Source organism: Paenibacillus nasutitermitis (assembly GCF_014641075.1).
Taxonomy (GTDB): domain Bacteria; phylum Bacillota; class Bacilli; order Paenibacillales; family Paenibacillaceae; genus Paenibacillus_Z; species Paenibacillus_Z nasutitermitis.
The window spans coordinates 625368-642144 of record NZ_BMHP01000004.1; the positions used below are offsets into that span (position 1 = coordinate 625368).

Sequence of the window (16777 nt, forward strand, 5' to 3'; positions counted from 1 at the left end):
AGATTTGAGACCGCTCTCGATGAGGGTGGTATTTTTTTTGAAACGGGAGATGTATTGACATTGACATGATGTTATCGTTTAGAGTATTTACAGGGAAGATGTTTAAGGGAGCTGGTCACCATGCGAATAAGTGAATTGTCCCAAAAGACGGGTGTAAGTCTGCGGTCGCTGCGTTATTACGAGGGACAGGGTCTTTTAAAGCCGGCGCGTTTAGAAAATGGGTACCGCGAATATGACGAATCCGATGTAGAGTGGATCAAGACCATCCAATTGTATCTAAGTTTCGGTACGTCGACTGAAGAACTCTCGAACTTTCTTGATTGTCAGAGCCGATCGACGCGTCAAGGGCTAAATCGGCAAACCGTGATTGACTTCTATGCAACGAAATTAGTCGAGATACGAAAGCAATTAGCGAAGCTGCACAATGCCGAGAAGCTGGTGGAACAGCAATTATCTAAATGGCGGGACCACATGGACTCAGCCACAGAGGATACGGAAGATCGTCCGGATAGAGGAATACAAATACTCCAGGGGGAGATGGACGTATGGAACAAATAAAAGATCGCGTTGCACTGGTTACCGGGGCTAACCGGGGAATCGGCAAGGAGATTTCGCGTCAATTAGCTTTAATGGGGTTGAGGGTCATTATAGCCTGCAGAGATGAGTGGAAAGGGAAACAGGTTGTGGACGAGATGCGGGCCGATGGCATTCAACTAGATTTACTCACCGTGGATATTAGTGATAAGGACAGCGTTCAGAACCTTATTCAGGCTGTACGGGGAAAATACGGGCGTTTGGACGTATTGGTCAATAACGCAGGAGTTCTTCTGGATCATGGAACTTCATTATTGGAATTGGAGGAAGCGGTATTAAGACAGACGCTTGAAACAAATTTTTATGGAGCGCTGCGTCTGAGCCAAGGATTCTATCCTATGATGGTGAAGCAGGGGTATGGCCGAATCGTTAATGTTTCATCGGGTGTAGGCGCCTTTGACATTCTTCAGGGAAAAGGGGGACTGCGGAGTTCATCATCGGCCTATCGGATGTCAAAGACCATGCTCAATGCTTTAACATGTTTATTGGCAGCAGAAACGATGGGAGCGGATATTAAAGTAAATGCGATGTGCCCAGGCAGAGTAAAGACGGATATGGGCGGCGCGGATGCCCCAAGTTCAGTAGCGGAAGGCGCAGATACGGCTGTTTGGTTAGCTGCGCTTGATCAAGCTGGACCCAATGGTCAATTTTTCCGAAGCCGTCAGCCTATTTCGTGGTGATGTCCCGTATAGCTTGATGTTTTATCGTCATCCGGCCACACGGCGAGCCGTGCCGCAAGCAGCGGCACAGCTCGCCGTGTTTTTACAATACCGGGGTTCTCCATGGGATTCTCGACGGCAATGTGATCGAATTTTACAAACCCCCGCTTTAAAAGTTGGTACTAGGGGAGCCTTCACATGAAGACGAAATGCCCCGACGGTGCTTCTTTATGCGGAAAACGTTAGCAGTCATGTCGTCGATCTTTGAGACAGCGATACGGGTATAACAAGATGCTCGAAGTTTTGCGATTCGTTCGTTGCCATGTCCAGCAGCTGGACGGCCTGTAGACCGATCTCCTCAACATTCTGCTCCACCGCTGAGAAGTAAAGGTTATTGTCCATATCCCTGATATCAGGGCTGTCGTAAGAAAGAATGGCTAATTGTTCGGGAATTTTTTTGCCCAATGACCGGGCGACCTGTAAGACATAAACAGCCATAATACTGTTGAAGGCGAAAACAGCGGTTATGTCAGGATTGTTCGTCAGCCAATCGGAAATATACGTTTTGGAAATGTCTTCTTGCTGATAGGTAAGTTCATCCGTCCGAGTCAGCCAGTAAGAAGGATTGGTTAGCAGCTGATGTTTTTTCATCGTGTCAATATGGCCGAGAAAACGGTCCTCGGAGCTGGCCGTCGTCGATTTGGTGCTCGAAATAATTCCGATTTGGGTGTGGCCTTTGTTTATTAAATGCTCGGTTCCAAGGACGCCGCCTTGATAGTTGTCGGAGTAAATGGCGTTCGTCTTGATTCCCGGCAAATAACGATCCACAAGAACAAATGGGTAGTTCCGAGTTTTCAGGCTAATAATGTCTTCGCTGTAAGCTTCGCCATCCACGGGGAAAATAATCAATCCCTCCGCGCCGCAGCGAATCATGTCATGTATGGCATCGCGTTCTTCCGATTGGAGATGGACTTGACGGATCATCAGCATGAAGCCCGCTTCCTTGCAGCCCTCCTCCACCCCTTGAAACAGCTTCATCGAAAATCTGTCGGTTACCATCGGTGACAAAAATCCGATCTTTTTAATATCTGCGATGCCCTCGATTTGCTGTTCCTTGGGAGACACGAAGCTTCCCTTACCGGCAATACGAAAGATGATGCCCTCATCAACAAGCAGCTTATAAGCATTTTTGACGGTGACCCGACTCACCTGGTATTGTTCGATCATTTCAGCTTCCGTTGGAACACGGTCTCCGGGCTTTAATTCCCCACGCTCGATCATGGTACTGATCATTTCTTTGATTTGCAAATATAACGGCGTACTTTTGCTCTGATCCAACACTTGGAAAGCCCCTCCACCATTCAATGCCTTATAATTTCTGCTAAGTCTCTATTTTATTGTATACAAATAATAAAGGCAAATCCGATGATTTAGCTATTGTCTCTATTAAAATGAAATGTATCATATTATATCATACAATAACCTGAATACGTGACGCCTGATCGGTTTAAAGGTTTCCAGTTCCAGTAATTCAACCCGATATGGATGCAAGGCTGTTGAGATAGCTGGTCATGGATTCAGGAATAATGTAATAAATATTCATGGAGATACTATAAGCCCGATTTTAAGGAGGATAAAAAAATTGTCATTTTGTTTTATTATATTTGACTGATACAATATGATATAATACAATACAAATGAGAATTACGCATTTGTTGCAACTGCAAGATGCGGTGCTAAATCGCAGCGCATTCAACGTGAACACGAAAGGCTTATTGCACTCATATCACTCGGTTGAAATCAGGTTTATCCAACATTGCCAAGGAGAGTGTTCTCATGATTATCAATGAAAGTAAGCCGCAGGAAACCGAGCTGCGCTCAGGCCAAGTTTCATTAATGTCGAATAATCCCGAAGATTGGTTCCAAATCGCGCTTCCGCAGAAAGGCTCTCCTTCATTCCGATTGACTGCAGGAGACTTTCAAACGATCGTCTGCGAAGAAATGAACGACGGGATGATTATCCATTACCGGAATGCACAGAAAGCCGGCCGCAATTTCGATATGGAGGCTGCCGTACATATCGCGCCAACGAATGGAGGCGGCATCAGAGTTCGGATGACTTTGGATAATCGCGAGTCCTGCACGGTTCCGCAAATTCAGTTTCCGTGCTTGCGCAGGGTAGCCGAAGGGCTCGATCACAATAAGACAAGGTTTGTTCTGGCGCGCAACTCGTTTGACTTGTTCAAGGAACTGTCAGTACCGGCGGGAGATACGACCTTTTATGATTTGAAGCTCAAGAAGTTTATGACCTATCCGTTCAGCTTCGATTTCAGTATGAAATGGTTCGACATCAATGACGGAGACAACGGAATCAGCGTTTATTCCGAGGATGCTTCCGCCGATATTCAAGGCGTTCATCTGGAGCGTCCGGCGCGCGACAGCCTGCACGTTAACGCGGAATGGTGCCATTTTCCTTATTCGGAACCCGGCCGGAAGTGGGAAAGTCCTGCTTTTGTCGTTACCCCTCATCGGGATGGCTGGCTCGAGGGTATCAAGCCTTACAAGACTTTTGCCAACCAGCAATTCCCCGAACTGGAAACAAGCAAGCTGCTGACTTCGGGAATCGGTTATTTGACTTTATGGATGCGGGAGCCTTTTGACGACAGCAAAATTTACAAGATGTACCGCGATATTCCGGCTGCCGCCAAGGAAGCCAAACGCTGCGGTCTGAACGAGCTTGTTCTTTGGTTTACCATTGACAAAAACTTTGGATTGCCTCTTGCTTTCTCGGATATGCACGGATCGCTCGAGGAATGGAAGGAAGCCGTCAGAGAAACGCGGGAAATTGGAGTTAACGTATCCGTGTTCATTTCCTGTAATCTAATCCCTCCGCATATAGGCGACAAAGAATGGTACGTATTGAATCCGTCCGGCTGTTCAAGGGGAGACAACTGGACATACGATTGGGATTTTACCCCCAGCTTTCAACCGATGATCGATTCGTCGGGATACGCCATTTACAGCTGTCCGGCATCGAAAAGCTGGCGTGCCGGCTATGAACAGACAGTGCGCAATTTCCGGGAAGCCGGCATTCATTCCATTTGCTACGACCAGTTATTCGTCGTTGATCCTTGCTTTAATCCCGAACACGATCATAAGCCGGGCGAAACGCACAATTTGCTTTACGACATTATGCGCAGTTACAAGGAAGAGGATCGGGCAGCGGACCCTCACGCTACTTTCAGCTCGGAGTTTATTTCCGATGTCAGCTCCTCGTTCCAGGATTATACATGGGAATGGCACACGAGCGAGCCGCATCCTTTCAAATACGTATTCCCGCGCAATTATTGCAATATTATGATCGACCGCGATACCGGACGTGCGGTTCAAGGGGTTATCGAAGGGTACATGCTGAACGTATATCCGGATTTCGGCCGCGGACTGCTTGGCGATCATCCGGAAGTTATGAGCTTTCTTCAGAAGCTGCACAGCTTTAAGGGACATTGGGATCGTTTCTTTAACAGCGGCGAGTACAAGTATAACGAGGGCCTCGACCTATTGGCCGCTCCGCATGGAAGAGTATGGACTTATGAAGAAGAGACCGTCGTATTCCTGTTTAATTCACAAAGCGAAGTTCTAACGGTGCGGCTTATACCCAGTCTTCAGCGACTGTTGCCTGGCAAGGCGGACGGGGAATGGCGTATCGAGATTTATGATTTAGACAATGTATTACAACATTCGTTCATCTATTCCGCAGCGGACACCGCGGAGTTGAAGCTGGACGGACAAGAGCTCCGTGCGATTCGCATTTATCCGGTCTAGGGCGTACGGTTACAACGACGATGAAGCGATGGTCTTGTGGGCGGGTAGGTAAATAGTGAAAGACTTGCGCTTACGAGTGCTTGCACGCTCAAGGGGAGAAAGAGAGGGGACGTAAGATGCGAACACTTTCATTAAACGGCAGCGACTGGACATTGACCGGCTGGTACCGGAATCAATGGAGATTTACGGAGTCGATGGAGCTGGGAACCGCCTTTCCACCCGCGATCGGTCCGCTGCCTGCGAAAGTCCCTGGAGCGGTTCAGGCAGATTTACTGAGATCAGGCCGAATCTCCGATCCGAATATCGGGCTCAGGAGCATGGAATCTGAGTGGGTAGAAAACCGCGAATGGGCATTTGAAAAAACGTTCGTGCTGCCGGACGGCTGGGTTGAAGATCGTTGCGAGCTTGTGCTCGAGGGGCTGGACTTCGCGGGTGAAATGATATTGAACGGGACGAATATCGCATCCTTCGAGGGGATGTTCACGCCGTATGTCATCGATGTCACTTCTTGCGTCAAAACGGCGAAGGACGGACCTAACCACTTGTACATCCTGTTTCGCCAAGTACCGGAAGTAGACGGGCAATACGGATATACCGATCGCGTCGAACTGCTCAAGTCGAGGTTCAATTACGTGTGGGACTGGTGTCCGCGCATCGTGCCTGTCGGCATCTGGAAAGGCGTTTGCGTGCGTACGTACAGTCACGCGAAAATCATAGATTTTTACCCGCAAGCCGCTCCGTCGGAAGACCTTGCGTCGGGCCGCATCGATTTCTCTGTGACACTCGACGCCCTGTATGCCGGGAGCCTGCAGGCGGAATACGAAGTCGTTGACGACGCCGGACGATGCGTAGCCAGCGAACGCACGTCCTTGGCGGTTGCCAGGGGAACGGCCCTGTATCGTCATACGATCGGTCTTCACAAGGTTGATCTTTGGTGGCCGGCCGGGTACGGGGAGCCGTACCTGTATACGGCCAAAGTGCGGATAACCGACGAAAAGGGCTGCTTGCATGCGGAAGCGGAGAAGAAGATCGGCTTCCGGCGGGTCGAGATGGTAAGCAACGCAAATGCGCCTGCCGGAGCCCTTCCCTATACGGTGGTCGTGAACGGACGGAGCGTCTTTCTCAAAGGCGTGAATTGGGTTCCGATTTCACCCCTCCTGGGTACGATAGAGCGGCGGCATTACGAGGCCGAATTGAGCACCTTCCAAAGGATGAACATCAACTTGCTGCGGGTATGGGGCGGCGCCATTTTCGAACAGGAACCTTTTTACGATTATTGCGACGCGAACGGACTCTTCGTTTGGCAGGATTTTCTGCAATCCTCCAGCGGCATCGTAAACTGTCCTTCAAGCGGACAGGCATTCATGGACCGTTTGATGGAGGCTGGAACGCATGCCATCCGGGAGAAACGGACGCATCCGAGCCTGCTTCTCTGGTGCGGCGGCAACGAGCTGATGTGGGAAGGTTTTGTGCCTGTCGATGAGCGGCATGCCAATATCGCCATGCTGAAACGGCTGGTCGGCGAGCTAGATCCCGGACGTCCCTTCTTGCCGACGAGCGCTTCCGGGCCGAGATTCACAGCGGATGAGCGGGATTTCGGACAAGGCGTTCACCATGACGTGCACGGACCTTGGAATTACCTGGGCGAAACGGCGCACTATGACTATTTCAATCGGGACGACGCCTTGTTCCGCTCGGAAACAGGCGCGCCCGGTATGGCTGGCGTAGATGCGCTTCACAAGTGGAAGGGAGGTCATTCGGTCTGGCCGCCAACGAAGATGAATCCGTATTGGGTACACCGCGGCGCGTGGTGGATTCAATGGGATCAGCTCGGAGAGCTGTCCGGACCATGGTCCGAGGACAAGGATGAACTGGTGATCTATGCGCAAATGAGCCGGTTTCTGCAATGGGAGTCGCTCCGTTACGCTGCGGAGGCGGTGAGACGCCGGGAACCGGCAGCGTCCGGCTTCATCGTCTGGATGGGCAATGAACCGTTTGCGAACTGCGCAAACACTTCGCTTGTGGAGTACGGCGGTATGCCGAAGCCGGCTTATTATGGGATTAAGAAAGCATTCTCGTCGCGGTTCGTCTCCGCGCGCTATGAGAGGCTCGCTTACAGGGCTGGGGAGCGGTTTGTCTGCGAGCTGTATCTTCACGAAGAGCGCGACCCATCGAAGATTGCCGGCAGTGAAGCGAGTGTGACGGCGTCGATCTACGGACTCGGCGGTCAATTGTTGGCGAATCGGCAATTCGAGATGACAGAACGCGGTAGGATCAGTTTGGTCGGGCAGTTCGAATGGGACGTCCAGGATGTCGCAGGCGCATTCCTGCTGCGGGTGGAGCTGGCTTGCATTGGCATGGAGCCGGTATGCGACGATTATCTGTTCGCGGTTGCGGAGAGCGGGGCTGCTCCTCTTTTTTCGTTGCGCAGCCTGCCGCCTTCCGAGATTGTCATCAGGCAGTCAGGCGAAAGGATCGAGGTTGAGAATGTATCGACGGCCGCCGCGATTGGCGTATTCCTGAAGCCCAAGGGCGAAGCCGGTCCAATCGTGCTGGATCGCAACTATTTGATGCTGCTGCCGGGGCAGCGGGTGTCCGTGACCGGTTTGAACCGGCGCGTCTCAACGGATGAACTGGCTTGGGAAGGCTTTAACGTAAGCGGATGCGGTCCTACGCAAAGCTAGGGTTTACAGTCTCCTGATGAAGCAGTTCTTGACCAATTGGCATTACCGGATAGCCTATGAACAGAAGAGGCCGAAGGGGGATATACAGCGGCAAGTTTTTCGTGTTATTACAATACAAGCTTCTATGATTTTGTTACATTAAGCAGAGGAACCTTTGGACAAACGGGTTGCCTACAATCTGCATAGAAGGGTAGTGGAACCATGAACTTGTCGCAAATCAGACTGTTGGTAGAAGATTTTCATAGAAGTGTAGCGTTTTACAGAGATGTGTTGGAGCTTCCGCTCGGATTCTCATCAGAGGAGATGTTGTTCGCATCCTTTCATACAGGTGAAACCAAAATCGAAATATTTTCCCGTCAAAATATAGCTGAAGTGATCGGCGAATACAATCTCCCGTCCGGCAAACAACCGCATTCGAAATTCCTGCTCGCATTTTCCGTGGATGACATCGATGAGAGGTACACCGTTTTGAAGGATAAAGGGGCGGTGTTCTTGAGCGAACCTCATGATCGGAAGGCCTGGAATGCGAGGGTTGCCCATTTGCGTGATCCGGATGGCAATGTGATCGAATTATACAGACACCCGCTTTAACGGTCTTCGCCCGGCTGCTGTTCGCTCAACAATCTGGTGTAGGCTTCCGGGGATTTGCCTACGATCGATTTGAAATCTTTAATGAAATGAGCTTGATCGTAATAGCCGAGATCCACAGCAAGTCTGGACCAGTCGGGGATATCCCCGTCGGCCATTGTTTCTACCGCCTCGTGAAGCCGGTAGCGCTGAATCAGCCATTTGGGACTGACCCCCACATACTGACGGAATAATTGCTGTATCTGCCTCGTGTGAATAGGAAAGCGGCGCACAATGTCGTCAACCTTAACGATGCTTCTGTCGGAGATCATACTTTGAACGAGGTTATGAATGAAATCGATATTGGGATCCGGTTCAGGGAGCCGTTCCCGGATAAAAGATTCTGCAAGAGAAATCATCTGCTCAGCGGTTTTCTGTGAGAAAAGCTGCTGCTCCAGCGTCTGGCTGCTCATGCCGAAGATTTCCTGAAAAGGCACCGTGCGGCCCGTCAGGGTGGACACGGGTTTACCGAGAAAGGGATAAAAGGCTCCAGGCCGGAATTTAATGCCGAAGACGGCTCCCTGTTCCTGAAGAAGGACAGAGAATCTCCCTTTAAACACGCCTACAATCCGTGAATGGTCCCGTTCAAACACAAGATGAACGGAAGGATGAGGCAGAGTTTCCTGAAGATGCGGTTCCTGCCCCCGAAGATCCCAGCGGACAATCCAGTAATGCTCAATGAAAGGCTGGAGATCGGCGGAGGGAAGATGCCGGGATACGGAAAATTTGGGATTTTCCTTATTCACATTCAACAGGCCAACGGGTTTTCCGGGTTTCAATGGCATCCGTGATCTCTCCCCTATCGAACAGTTTAGGCGGTGCGTATCGTTACAAAAAAAGTATAACATAGCCTGCTGCAAGAGGCCTCTGCTATTGCCACCTGCGAGCTTCATATAATCTTAGCAGCACGATAACATAGATTTAATAAACCTCCCGTATCATTCAAGGTGAAAAGTAAATAGCAAACGGTTGGAGCAATGGAGAAACCTTATCCGCTGGCGGACGTGAATGTCGCCGGCAGGATTAAGGTTTCTTTTTTTACGCCCCGGCCGATTCCAGGAAAAGAAAAGGTGGAGGATCAGACAATGGTTAAGAAGTTTACGGCGCTCTCGCTCGCGATTCTGATGGTGGTTGTATTGGCGGCATGCGGTTCAGGCGGCACGAAGGAGAACACAGGCAATGTGGTCAGCGGCGCCAAAGCGGACGGTGCGGCACCCGCCCCATCCACCCCATCCAAGAAGATCGTTATCAAGTACTGGTATGCGTTCGGTGACAAGATTGAGGAAGCGAAGCAGCATATGGTTAAGGAATTCAATGAATCGCAGGATAAAATCGAAGTCATTGCCGAGCATCAGGGCAACTATGAGGACCTCCACGCCAAAGTGCAGGCGGCGTTCGCCGCGGGAGACGCTCCTGCGGTCAGCGACCTCGAGATTGCTTCCACCGGCGTGTTCGCCCGCTCCGGGATGCTTGAAGAGCTGACTTCGTATGCAGAGCGGGACAAGGAACAGCTTCAGTTGGACGATTTCAATCCCGGGCTGATGGGGAATGCGTATGTGGATGAGAAGCTGTTCGGTCTTCCTTTCATGCGCAGCACCCCGATTCTGTACAAGAACGTAACGATGCTCAAGGACGCTGGCCTCGATCCGGCGGGTCCCAAGTCATGGGATGAACTGGAGCAGTACTCCAAAGTTCTGAAGGAGAAAGGAAAGATCGGCATGGCCCTGCCTGCAGATATCTGGTTCTATGAGGGGCTTGTTGCCCAAAGCGGCGGCCAAATGCTGAGCGAAGACGGCAAATCCGCCGCATTCAATACGGCTGCAGGCGTGGCGCCGGTTGAATTCTGGAAGAAGCTGTCCGATGCCGGGCTGATCAAAATCACGGTCGGTGACGGAGCGGGCGCGAATGCGGATAAAGAATGGGCCAATCAAGCGGTAGCCTTCAAATTCGGCTCCACCGCAGGCGTAACCGGAAGCCTTGAGATCGCCAAGGGCAATGGCTTTGAACTGGAAACGGCGTTTATGCCCGCAAACGTCAGCTACGGCGTTCCGACCGGCGGCTGCCAACTGGTTATGACATCGAAGAGCAGTCAGGAAGAGAAGGAAGCGGCATGGGAGTTTATCAAGTGGATGACGAGCAAGGAAAACACGATCTACCAGCATAAGCATGTCGGTTACCTGCCGACCCGGATGTCCGCAGTCGAGAGCGAAGAGCTGAAGGCACATTTTATCGAGTTCCCGCAGTTTAAGGTTGCTGTGGACCAGCTGGAATTCGCCAGACCGCGTCCGATGGAGAGCGCCTATCCGGAAGTAGCCAAGATCATTAAGGATTCCATCGAGAAAGCGATTCTCGATCCGAAAACTTCCCCTCAGGATACGCTCAATCAAGCGGCGGAGAAAGCCAACAAGCTGCTGGGCAAATAAGAAGAAGACAGTCTGTTGTTTCCAAAGTTCCATTGTTTCACCACGGAGAGCCCTCTGCATAAAGGCAGGGGTTCTCTCCTACCAATATAAGGGCGGAGAGGTACCATGATGTACAACGAGAATTGGTTGTCCGCAATTAAAGTGATTATTTTCGATATGGACGGTACGCTCTATCAGGATCATACCTATCTGGCACGTTATATCCGTTATCTGCTGGAAGGCACAAAGCACGAAGGCGACACGCAGACGGTTCTCCGCGCGGCGGCAGCCATCCTGGCTGGCGAGCATGGAATTAAATTTGGCCATTTCTACCATACCCTTCATGATGTCGGGCTTGTCCGTCAAGGGGATGGTTTCATACAAGGGGTTACCTGGGAAGGGGCGGCGGTGGAGGAAGGCCATGAGGCATATGGGCAGTGGCCGGTGCTTGCACCCCATCTCATTCCGATCGGCGATCCGTGGGGAATCGCCACCGTTGTCCGTCATCGATACAAACTTCCGGAAACGAAGCTGCATGAGGCTTTCACCCGTGTCCGCAAGGAGATGCTGCTTGCGCCTCATCAATTCGAGCTCCGAAGCGATGTTTTCCAGGCGATTGAAGAGCTTACGGGCGTTGGGCGGAAAATCCTCATGACCAATACCCATCTGGAATCCGGGAGTGAATTTCTGGATTATATGGGGATCCGCCATTTGTTCGATGAGGTGCATTGCGGAGCGGGGAAACCGTTGGGACTGGGTGGATATATCTCGACCCTGCTGGAGCAGGGGATTCAGCCCCATGAAATTCTGTCGATTGGCGACAATCCGTGGAACGATCTGCATCCGGTCAGGCAGATGGGGGGCAGAACATGTTTTATCTCCCCGTATCCGAGCGGCGATCCGGAAGCCTGGGATCTGCGGCTGAGTACACTGGATGAGCTGGAACAGCTTATGCGCGGGATTCAGGAATCGATATCAAGGAGGAGAATAACCGATGGCGAGGATCGAGCTGAAGCATATCACCAAGAAGTTCAAGGATGAGACGATCATTGAGGATTTGAACCTGACGATCAAGGACGGTTCGTTCACCGTGCTCGTCGGGCCGTCCGGCTGCGGCAAATCCACGACCCTGCGTATGGTGGCGGGGCTGGAGAAGCAGAGCGGCGGCGAGATCTGGATCGATGACAAATGCGTAAACGATACAGCGCCGGGACTGCGCGATGTTGCGATGGTGTTCCAGAATTATGCCCTGTACCCGACCATGACCGTCCGCGGCAATATCGAATTCGGGCTCAAGAACCGCGGCATCACCAAGAATGAGCGCGAGAAGCTGATCAACGACATCTCCGAGATCGTCGGACTTGCGCCGCATCTGAACAAGAAACCCCAGAACCTCTCCGGCGGGCAGCGCCAGCGGGTCGCTCTGGCTCGGGCGATGGTGAAGAAGCCGAAGGTGTTCATCCTTGATGAGCCCTTGTCCAATCTCGACGCCAAGCTGCGCAATCAGATGCGGACGGAGCTGATCCAGCTGCACAAGCGGCTTGGCACCACCTTTGTCTACGTCACCCATGATCAGGTGGAAGCCATGTCGATGGGCGACGAGATTGTTGTCATGAACAAAGGCGTCATTCAGCAGGCGGATTCTCCCCTGAAGCTGTATCACGATCCGGCCAATTTATTTACGGCGGAATTTATCGGGACCCCGGCCATGAACATGATGGATATCCGGGATGTGCAGGGTCTGGACCTGGAGTCGTCCGCGGGCATCGGCCATGTCGGATTCCGTCCGGAGCAGGCGATCCTTAGCACAAGCGGGGACAGCGGCGGTTATGTGATCGACGGCGAGATTCTGACCCGCGAGAGCCTTGGGGCGGAAAATATTTACCAGATCCAGTCGCGGACCGGCGTCTTCTTCGTCAAGACATTCCTGACTCCAATCGTGACTGCTGAACGCGTGAAGGTCACCGTGCCTTATGAGCAATTGTATTATTTCGGGCTTGACGGCAAAAGGCTGCGCGGCATCGAGGCAGGTACGAAGCGCCTCGTGGCGGCCGGAGGCATCTGATATGACCGTATGGGAAAAGCTTCGTCCGTACAGCATGGTTGCCCCTGCCATTGTCATTTTCTCGTTATTTTTCATCTATCCGATCTTCTACATGATTTATTTGAGCTTCTTCGACTGGAATTTCATCAGCCCGACCAAGACGTTCGTCGGCTTCCAGAATTTCAAGGACCTGCTGATGGAGCCGGATTTCCGGCAGGTGCTGACCAATACGACCATCTATACCGTACTGACGGTCAGCCTCACGACCAGCATCGCCCTGCTGCTTGCGCTGTGGCTGAACAAAAAAAGCTTCTTCCACGGCTTCGTGCAGGGAGCGATCTTCAGTCCCCATATTATCTCGCTTGTGTCCATTTCGCTCCTGTGGAGCTGGCTGATGGATCCCGAATACGGGTTGCTGAACTGGGTGATCGGCCTGTTCGGCTTCGGCAAGCTGGACTGGCTGTCCCATCCCAGCACCTCTCTGGTGTCGCTGGTTATCGTGGCCGTGTGGAAGGGGCTTGGCTATAACGCGCTGGTGTTTATCGCGGGGCTGCAGAGCATTCCGCAAGACATCTATGAGGCGGCTTCCCTGGACCGTTCCAAGCCGTGGACGACCTTCACGAAGCTGATCCTGCCCATGCTGTCGCCTTCGATCTTCTTCCTGGTGATCATCAACATGATCGGCTCGTTCCAGGTATTCGAGACCATTGCCATCATGACCCAGGGCGGGCCAGTCAATTCCACCAACACCCTGGTGTATTACATCTATGAATACGGCTTCCGGTTCTTCAAGATCGGCTATGCCTCCGCGGCAGGCGTGATTCTGCTGTTCATTGTAGGTATTCTAACGATCATATATTTCAAACTGCTGTCCAGCCGCGTTCATTACCGTTAAGGAGGGAGTGAAGCTTCATGAAAGCTGCAAATGACATGATCAGCCGCGCGCCGATCGGGACCGCTGCTGCCGGCAGCAAGCTGTCTGCTGTCAGGTCCCGTAAGGCGATGCTGAGGAAAATAGTACTGGTGCTGCTGCGCGTTATCAACATCATCGGCCTGCTGCTGCTGGTGATGATCTTCGCCCTGCCGTTCATCTGGATGATCTCCACCTCGCTGAAGACGATGCCGGAGACCATGATTTTCCCACCGGTATGGATACCGCAGAACCCCGTCTGGAGCAATTTCGCCACGGCATGGAACACGGGGCCGTTCCTGAGTTATTTCATGAACAGCGTCATTATTGCCGTTGGCATTCTCGTTCTGCAGATGCTGACCATTATCCCGGCTTCGTATGCTTTTGCCAGATACACGTTCCGGGGGTCGGGTTTCCTGTTCGGTATCGTTATGGTCACCCTGATGATCCCGGCGCAGCTGATCTTCCTGCCCGTCTATCTGGAGCTGAGCGCCTTCAAGCTGCTCAATACGCATCTGGGGCTCATTCTTCCCTTTGCGTCCAGCGCCTTCGGGATCTTCCTGCTGAGGCAGGCATTCATGCAGATCTCGGATGAGCTGCTGGAAGCGGCCAGGCTTGACCAGGCGGCCGAGTGGAAAATCATCCTGCGGATCATGGTTCCGCTTGTCAAGCCGGTGCTCGTCACCTTCGCCCTGTTCAGCTTCATTGCCCATTGGAACGACTATTTCTGGCCGCTGGTTATGACCACGAACGAGACAGCCAGAACGCTGCCGCTCGGGATCGCGAAGATCCGGGAAGTGGAAGGCGTTGCCACCTGGAATATTCTGATGGCCGGCAACCTGATTCTCGTCGCCCCGATCCTGCTCGTCTTCTTCCTGTCGCAGCGGCATATTATTAAGGCTTTTGTTTATAACGGTGTTAAATAAAATTCAGGAAGGATGTAGAAACTATGACCACCATTGTGGCACACCGCGGATGTTCGGGAGACGCGCCCGAGAATACGATAGCAGCCTTCAAGCTGGCACTGGCCCAACCGGAGATTAGCAATATTGAGCTTGACGTTCACCTGTCCAAGGATGGTGTACCGGTCGTTATTCACGATCATACGCTGGACCGGACAACGAACGGAAAGGGGCCAGTGCAGGCATATACCCTGGAGGAATTGCGCAAGCTGGATGCGGGCGGCTGGTTCGCTGCCGAATTCACGGGGGAGCAGATTCCGACGCTTGAGGAAGTGCTGGAGCTTGTGAAGGGACGCTGCAGGCTGCATGTCGAGCTGAAGACGATGGGCAATGAATATGTAGGCCTCGAAGCAAAGGTCATCGATTGCATTCACAGGCATGGGATGCAGGAGGAGGTCGTGCTGTCCTCCTTCGATCATGATTCCATGGTACGTGCGAATGAGATCGATCCCGCGATCCGCACCGCGCTGATCTTCCTCGGCAAGCCGACGCTGCTGATGGATCAGCTTCGTTACACGGGAGCAACGGGCGTATCGATACATTATGCTTTTGTAACGCAGGAGCTGGTGAAGGAGATGGCCTGGCAGGACATTGATCTGGGCGTATGGACCGTGGATGAGCCGGAAATACTGGCACGCATTATGGAGCAGTATCCCGATGTGCGGATTACGACGAATTATCCGGACCGGATTATCCGTATCATGGGGGAGAAGAGCGTTAAGGCTTAAATGTGCAGAGTGTGGGAGAGAATGGAGTTATAGGGATTGAGTGTGAGGAATGGGTATCGGGATGGAGTGTAGGGACGGAGTATAGGAACGGAATATAGGGAATAGCCAAGGCAGATGATCATTGGGCGGTTAGGAGGAGGGGAAGGGATGGTTGGCGGAATAGGATCATTTGTTGGGCGATTCGTGCGGCGCAGGGGCGGTTCGGTATTGGTAGCGGTGTGCTGTGCGGTATTGACCGTGGCGGCCACTCTTCCCTATGCGAACGAGGGGCCGCTCATCGTCGCGCACCGCGGAGCCTCCGGCAATGCGCCCGAGAACACGATGGCCGCCTTCGAGCTGGCCGCTCGGCTCGGTGCGGACTATATTGAATTCGATGTGCAGCTCAGCAAGGATGGCGAGCTCGTCGTGATCCACGACCGGAAGGTGGACCGGACGACGGCTTATAAGGGTTTTGTACGGGATTATACGCTCCAGGAGTTGCAGGCGATGGATGCGGGGAGCTTTTATGATAAAGATTATGCGGAGGAAACGATTCATTCGTTCGATGAAGTGATGAACCGTTTTGCCGGCAGACTCGGCATCTTGATTGAAATCAAGGACCCGGAGCTGTATCCGGGGATTGAGGAGAAGCTGGCGGAGAAGCTGCGGCGGTATGAAGGCATGGCGAATGGCAGAGGACTGAAAGCGAATGAAGGGATTATGGTGCAGTCCTTCGACTTTGAGTCCATGCGGCACATGCACGACCTGCTACCGGGTGTTCCCGTTGCGGTGCTGGTGCATAAGGATCAGCATCCATTGTCCGATAAAAAGCTGGATGACCTCGCGTCATATGTGACTTACATTAACTACAATCAGAAGCTGCTCGATGAGCAGATGGTGTGGAGCATCCACGGGAGGAACATGAAGGTGATGGCCTGGACCATCAAGAAGGGGAGGGATATGAAGAGGATGAAAAGGCTTAGGGTGGATGGGGTGATTGGGAATTATGTGGGGTTGGGGTAGGGGATGACAGACTATCTCGCGGTGATTGCGATTTTAAGTTAAGTATTTTCTAGTGACCTATTTCCGGGATCTCGGCTGTCCTTGAGACAATGGAAATTATTGAATTGGATATTCCACTTGTGAACATGGAGCTAAATTAAGCAAGGCCGGCTCCTCTACTATTAGTTGGTGAGCCGAGAGTGTGGCTTGATCAGATAAGGAAGCGGGCTTCGTGGAAAGGAGAAATTCCCAGCCAAACGAAACTCGCTCCTCCAAAAATAGCTTGATCTCTTAGAACTACAGAAAAGGCAGGACAGTTGCGGTTTGTTTGCCCGTAATCTACCCTGCCTTATGTTGAACGCGT

Annotated in this window: 14 protein-coding genes; 12 read left to right on the plus strand and 2 right to left on the minus strand. The window is 52.1% G+C overall.

The features are described from left to right. Positions 1–120: 120 nt before the first annotated feature. Together IEY46_RS27290 and IEY46_RS27295 are read left to right on the plus strand one after the other, a co-directional pair. Positions 121–558 (plus strand): MerR family transcriptional regulator, encoded by a 438-nt coding sequence (locus tag IEY46_RS27290; RefSeq protein ID WP_188997109.1) that lies wholly within the window; start codon positions 121–123, stop codon positions 556–558. Continuing rightward, entirely contained in the window at positions 546–1274 is a 729-nt protein-coding gene (locus IEY46_RS27295; RefSeq protein WP_188997110.1) for an SDR family NAD(P)-dependent oxidoreductase, read from the plus strand. The genes IEY46_RS27290 and IEY46_RS27295 overlap by 13 nt, the downstream gene beginning before the upstream one ends. 228 nt (positions 1275–1502) lie before the next feature. Here IEY46_RS27295 and IEY46_RS27300 read toward each other — a convergent pair whose 3' ends face one another. After that, on the minus strand, positions 1503–2591 hold the full coding sequence (locus IEY46_RS27300) for a GntR family transcriptional regulator (protein ID WP_188997112.1): 1089 nt from the start codon (positions 2589–2591) through the stop codon (positions 1503–1505). A 498-nt stretch (positions 2592–3089) separates the two neighbouring features. On the opposite strand from IEY46_RS27300, the gene IEY46_RS27305 reads away from it, so the two are divergent. The 3 genes from IEY46_RS27305 to IEY46_RS27315 all read left to right on the plus strand — a co-directional run bounded on the left by IEY46_RS27305 (position 3090) and on the right by IEY46_RS27315 (position 8350). After that, complete coding sequence (locus IEY46_RS27305; protein WP_188997114.1) at positions 3090–5075, plus strand: DUF6259 domain-containing protein; 1986 nt, start codon at positions 3090–3092, stop codon at positions 5073–5075. Positions 5076–5191: 116 nt separating this feature from the next. Further along, entirely contained in the window at positions 5192–7759 is a 2568-nt protein-coding gene (locus tag IEY46_RS27310) for a glycoside hydrolase family 2 protein (protein ID WP_188997116.1), read from the plus strand. Positions 7760–7960: 201 nt separating this feature from the next. Further along, a complete protein-coding gene (locus tag IEY46_RS27315) occupies positions 7961–8350 on the plus strand; it encodes a VOC family protein (RefSeq protein ID WP_188997118.1) in 390 nt (129 codons plus the stop codon). Here IEY46_RS27315 and IEY46_RS27320 read toward each other — a convergent pair. Next, entirely contained in the window at positions 8347–9171 is an 825-nt protein-coding gene (locus IEY46_RS27320; protein WP_229750574.1) for a helix-turn-helix domain-containing protein, read from the minus strand. The genes IEY46_RS27315 and IEY46_RS27320 overlap by 4 nt on opposite strands. Before the next feature lie 300 nt (positions 9172–9471). Between IEY46_RS27320 and IEY46_RS27325 the strand changes: the two genes are divergently transcribed. The 7 genes from IEY46_RS27325 to IEY46_RS27355 all read left to right on the plus strand — a co-directional run bounded on the left by IEY46_RS27325 (position 9472) and on the right by IEY46_RS27355 (position 16434). Beyond that, positions 9472–10809 (plus strand): ABC transporter substrate-binding protein, encoded by a 1338-nt coding sequence (locus tag IEY46_RS27325; protein ID WP_188997245.1) that lies wholly within the window; start codon positions 9472–9474, stop codon positions 10807–10809. Positions 10810–10914: 105 nt separating this feature from the next. Further along, positions 10915–11829 (plus strand): HAD family hydrolase, encoded by a 915-nt coding sequence (locus IEY46_RS27330; RefSeq protein WP_229750575.1) that lies wholly within the window; start codon positions 10915–10917, stop codon positions 11827–11829. After that, positions 11783–12853, plus strand: a complete 1071-nt coding sequence (locus tag IEY46_RS27335; protein ID WP_188997122.1) for an ABC transporter ATP-binding protein — start codon at positions 11783–11785, stop codon at positions 12851–12853. Before IEY46_RS27330 ends, IEY46_RS27335 begins: the two co-directional genes overlap by 47 nt. 1 nt (position 12854) lies before the next feature. Beyond that, positions 12855–13727, plus strand: a complete 873-nt coding sequence (locus IEY46_RS27340) for a carbohydrate ABC transporter permease (protein ID WP_188997124.1) — start codon at positions 12855–12857, stop codon at positions 13725–13727. A gap of 107 nt (positions 13728–13834) precedes the next feature. Further along, positions 13835–14668 carry a carbohydrate ABC transporter permease gene (locus IEY46_RS27345; RefSeq protein WP_444544058.1) on the plus strand — a complete coding sequence of 278 codons (834 nt, stop codon included), beginning with the start codon at positions 13835–13837 and terminating at the stop codon, positions 14666–14668. A 23-nt stretch (positions 14669–14691) separates the two neighbouring features. Beyond that, on the plus strand, positions 14692–15432 hold the full coding sequence (locus tag IEY46_RS27350) for a glycerophosphodiester phosphodiesterase (RefSeq protein WP_188997126.1): 741 nt from the start codon (positions 14692–14694) through the stop codon (positions 15430–15432). Positions 15433–15579: 147 nt separating this feature from the next. After that, a complete protein-coding gene (locus tag IEY46_RS27355) occupies positions 15580–16434 on the plus strand; it encodes a glycerophosphodiester phosphodiesterase (RefSeq protein WP_188997128.1) in 855 nt (284 codons plus the stop codon). Positions 16435–16777: the final 343 nt, after the last annotated feature.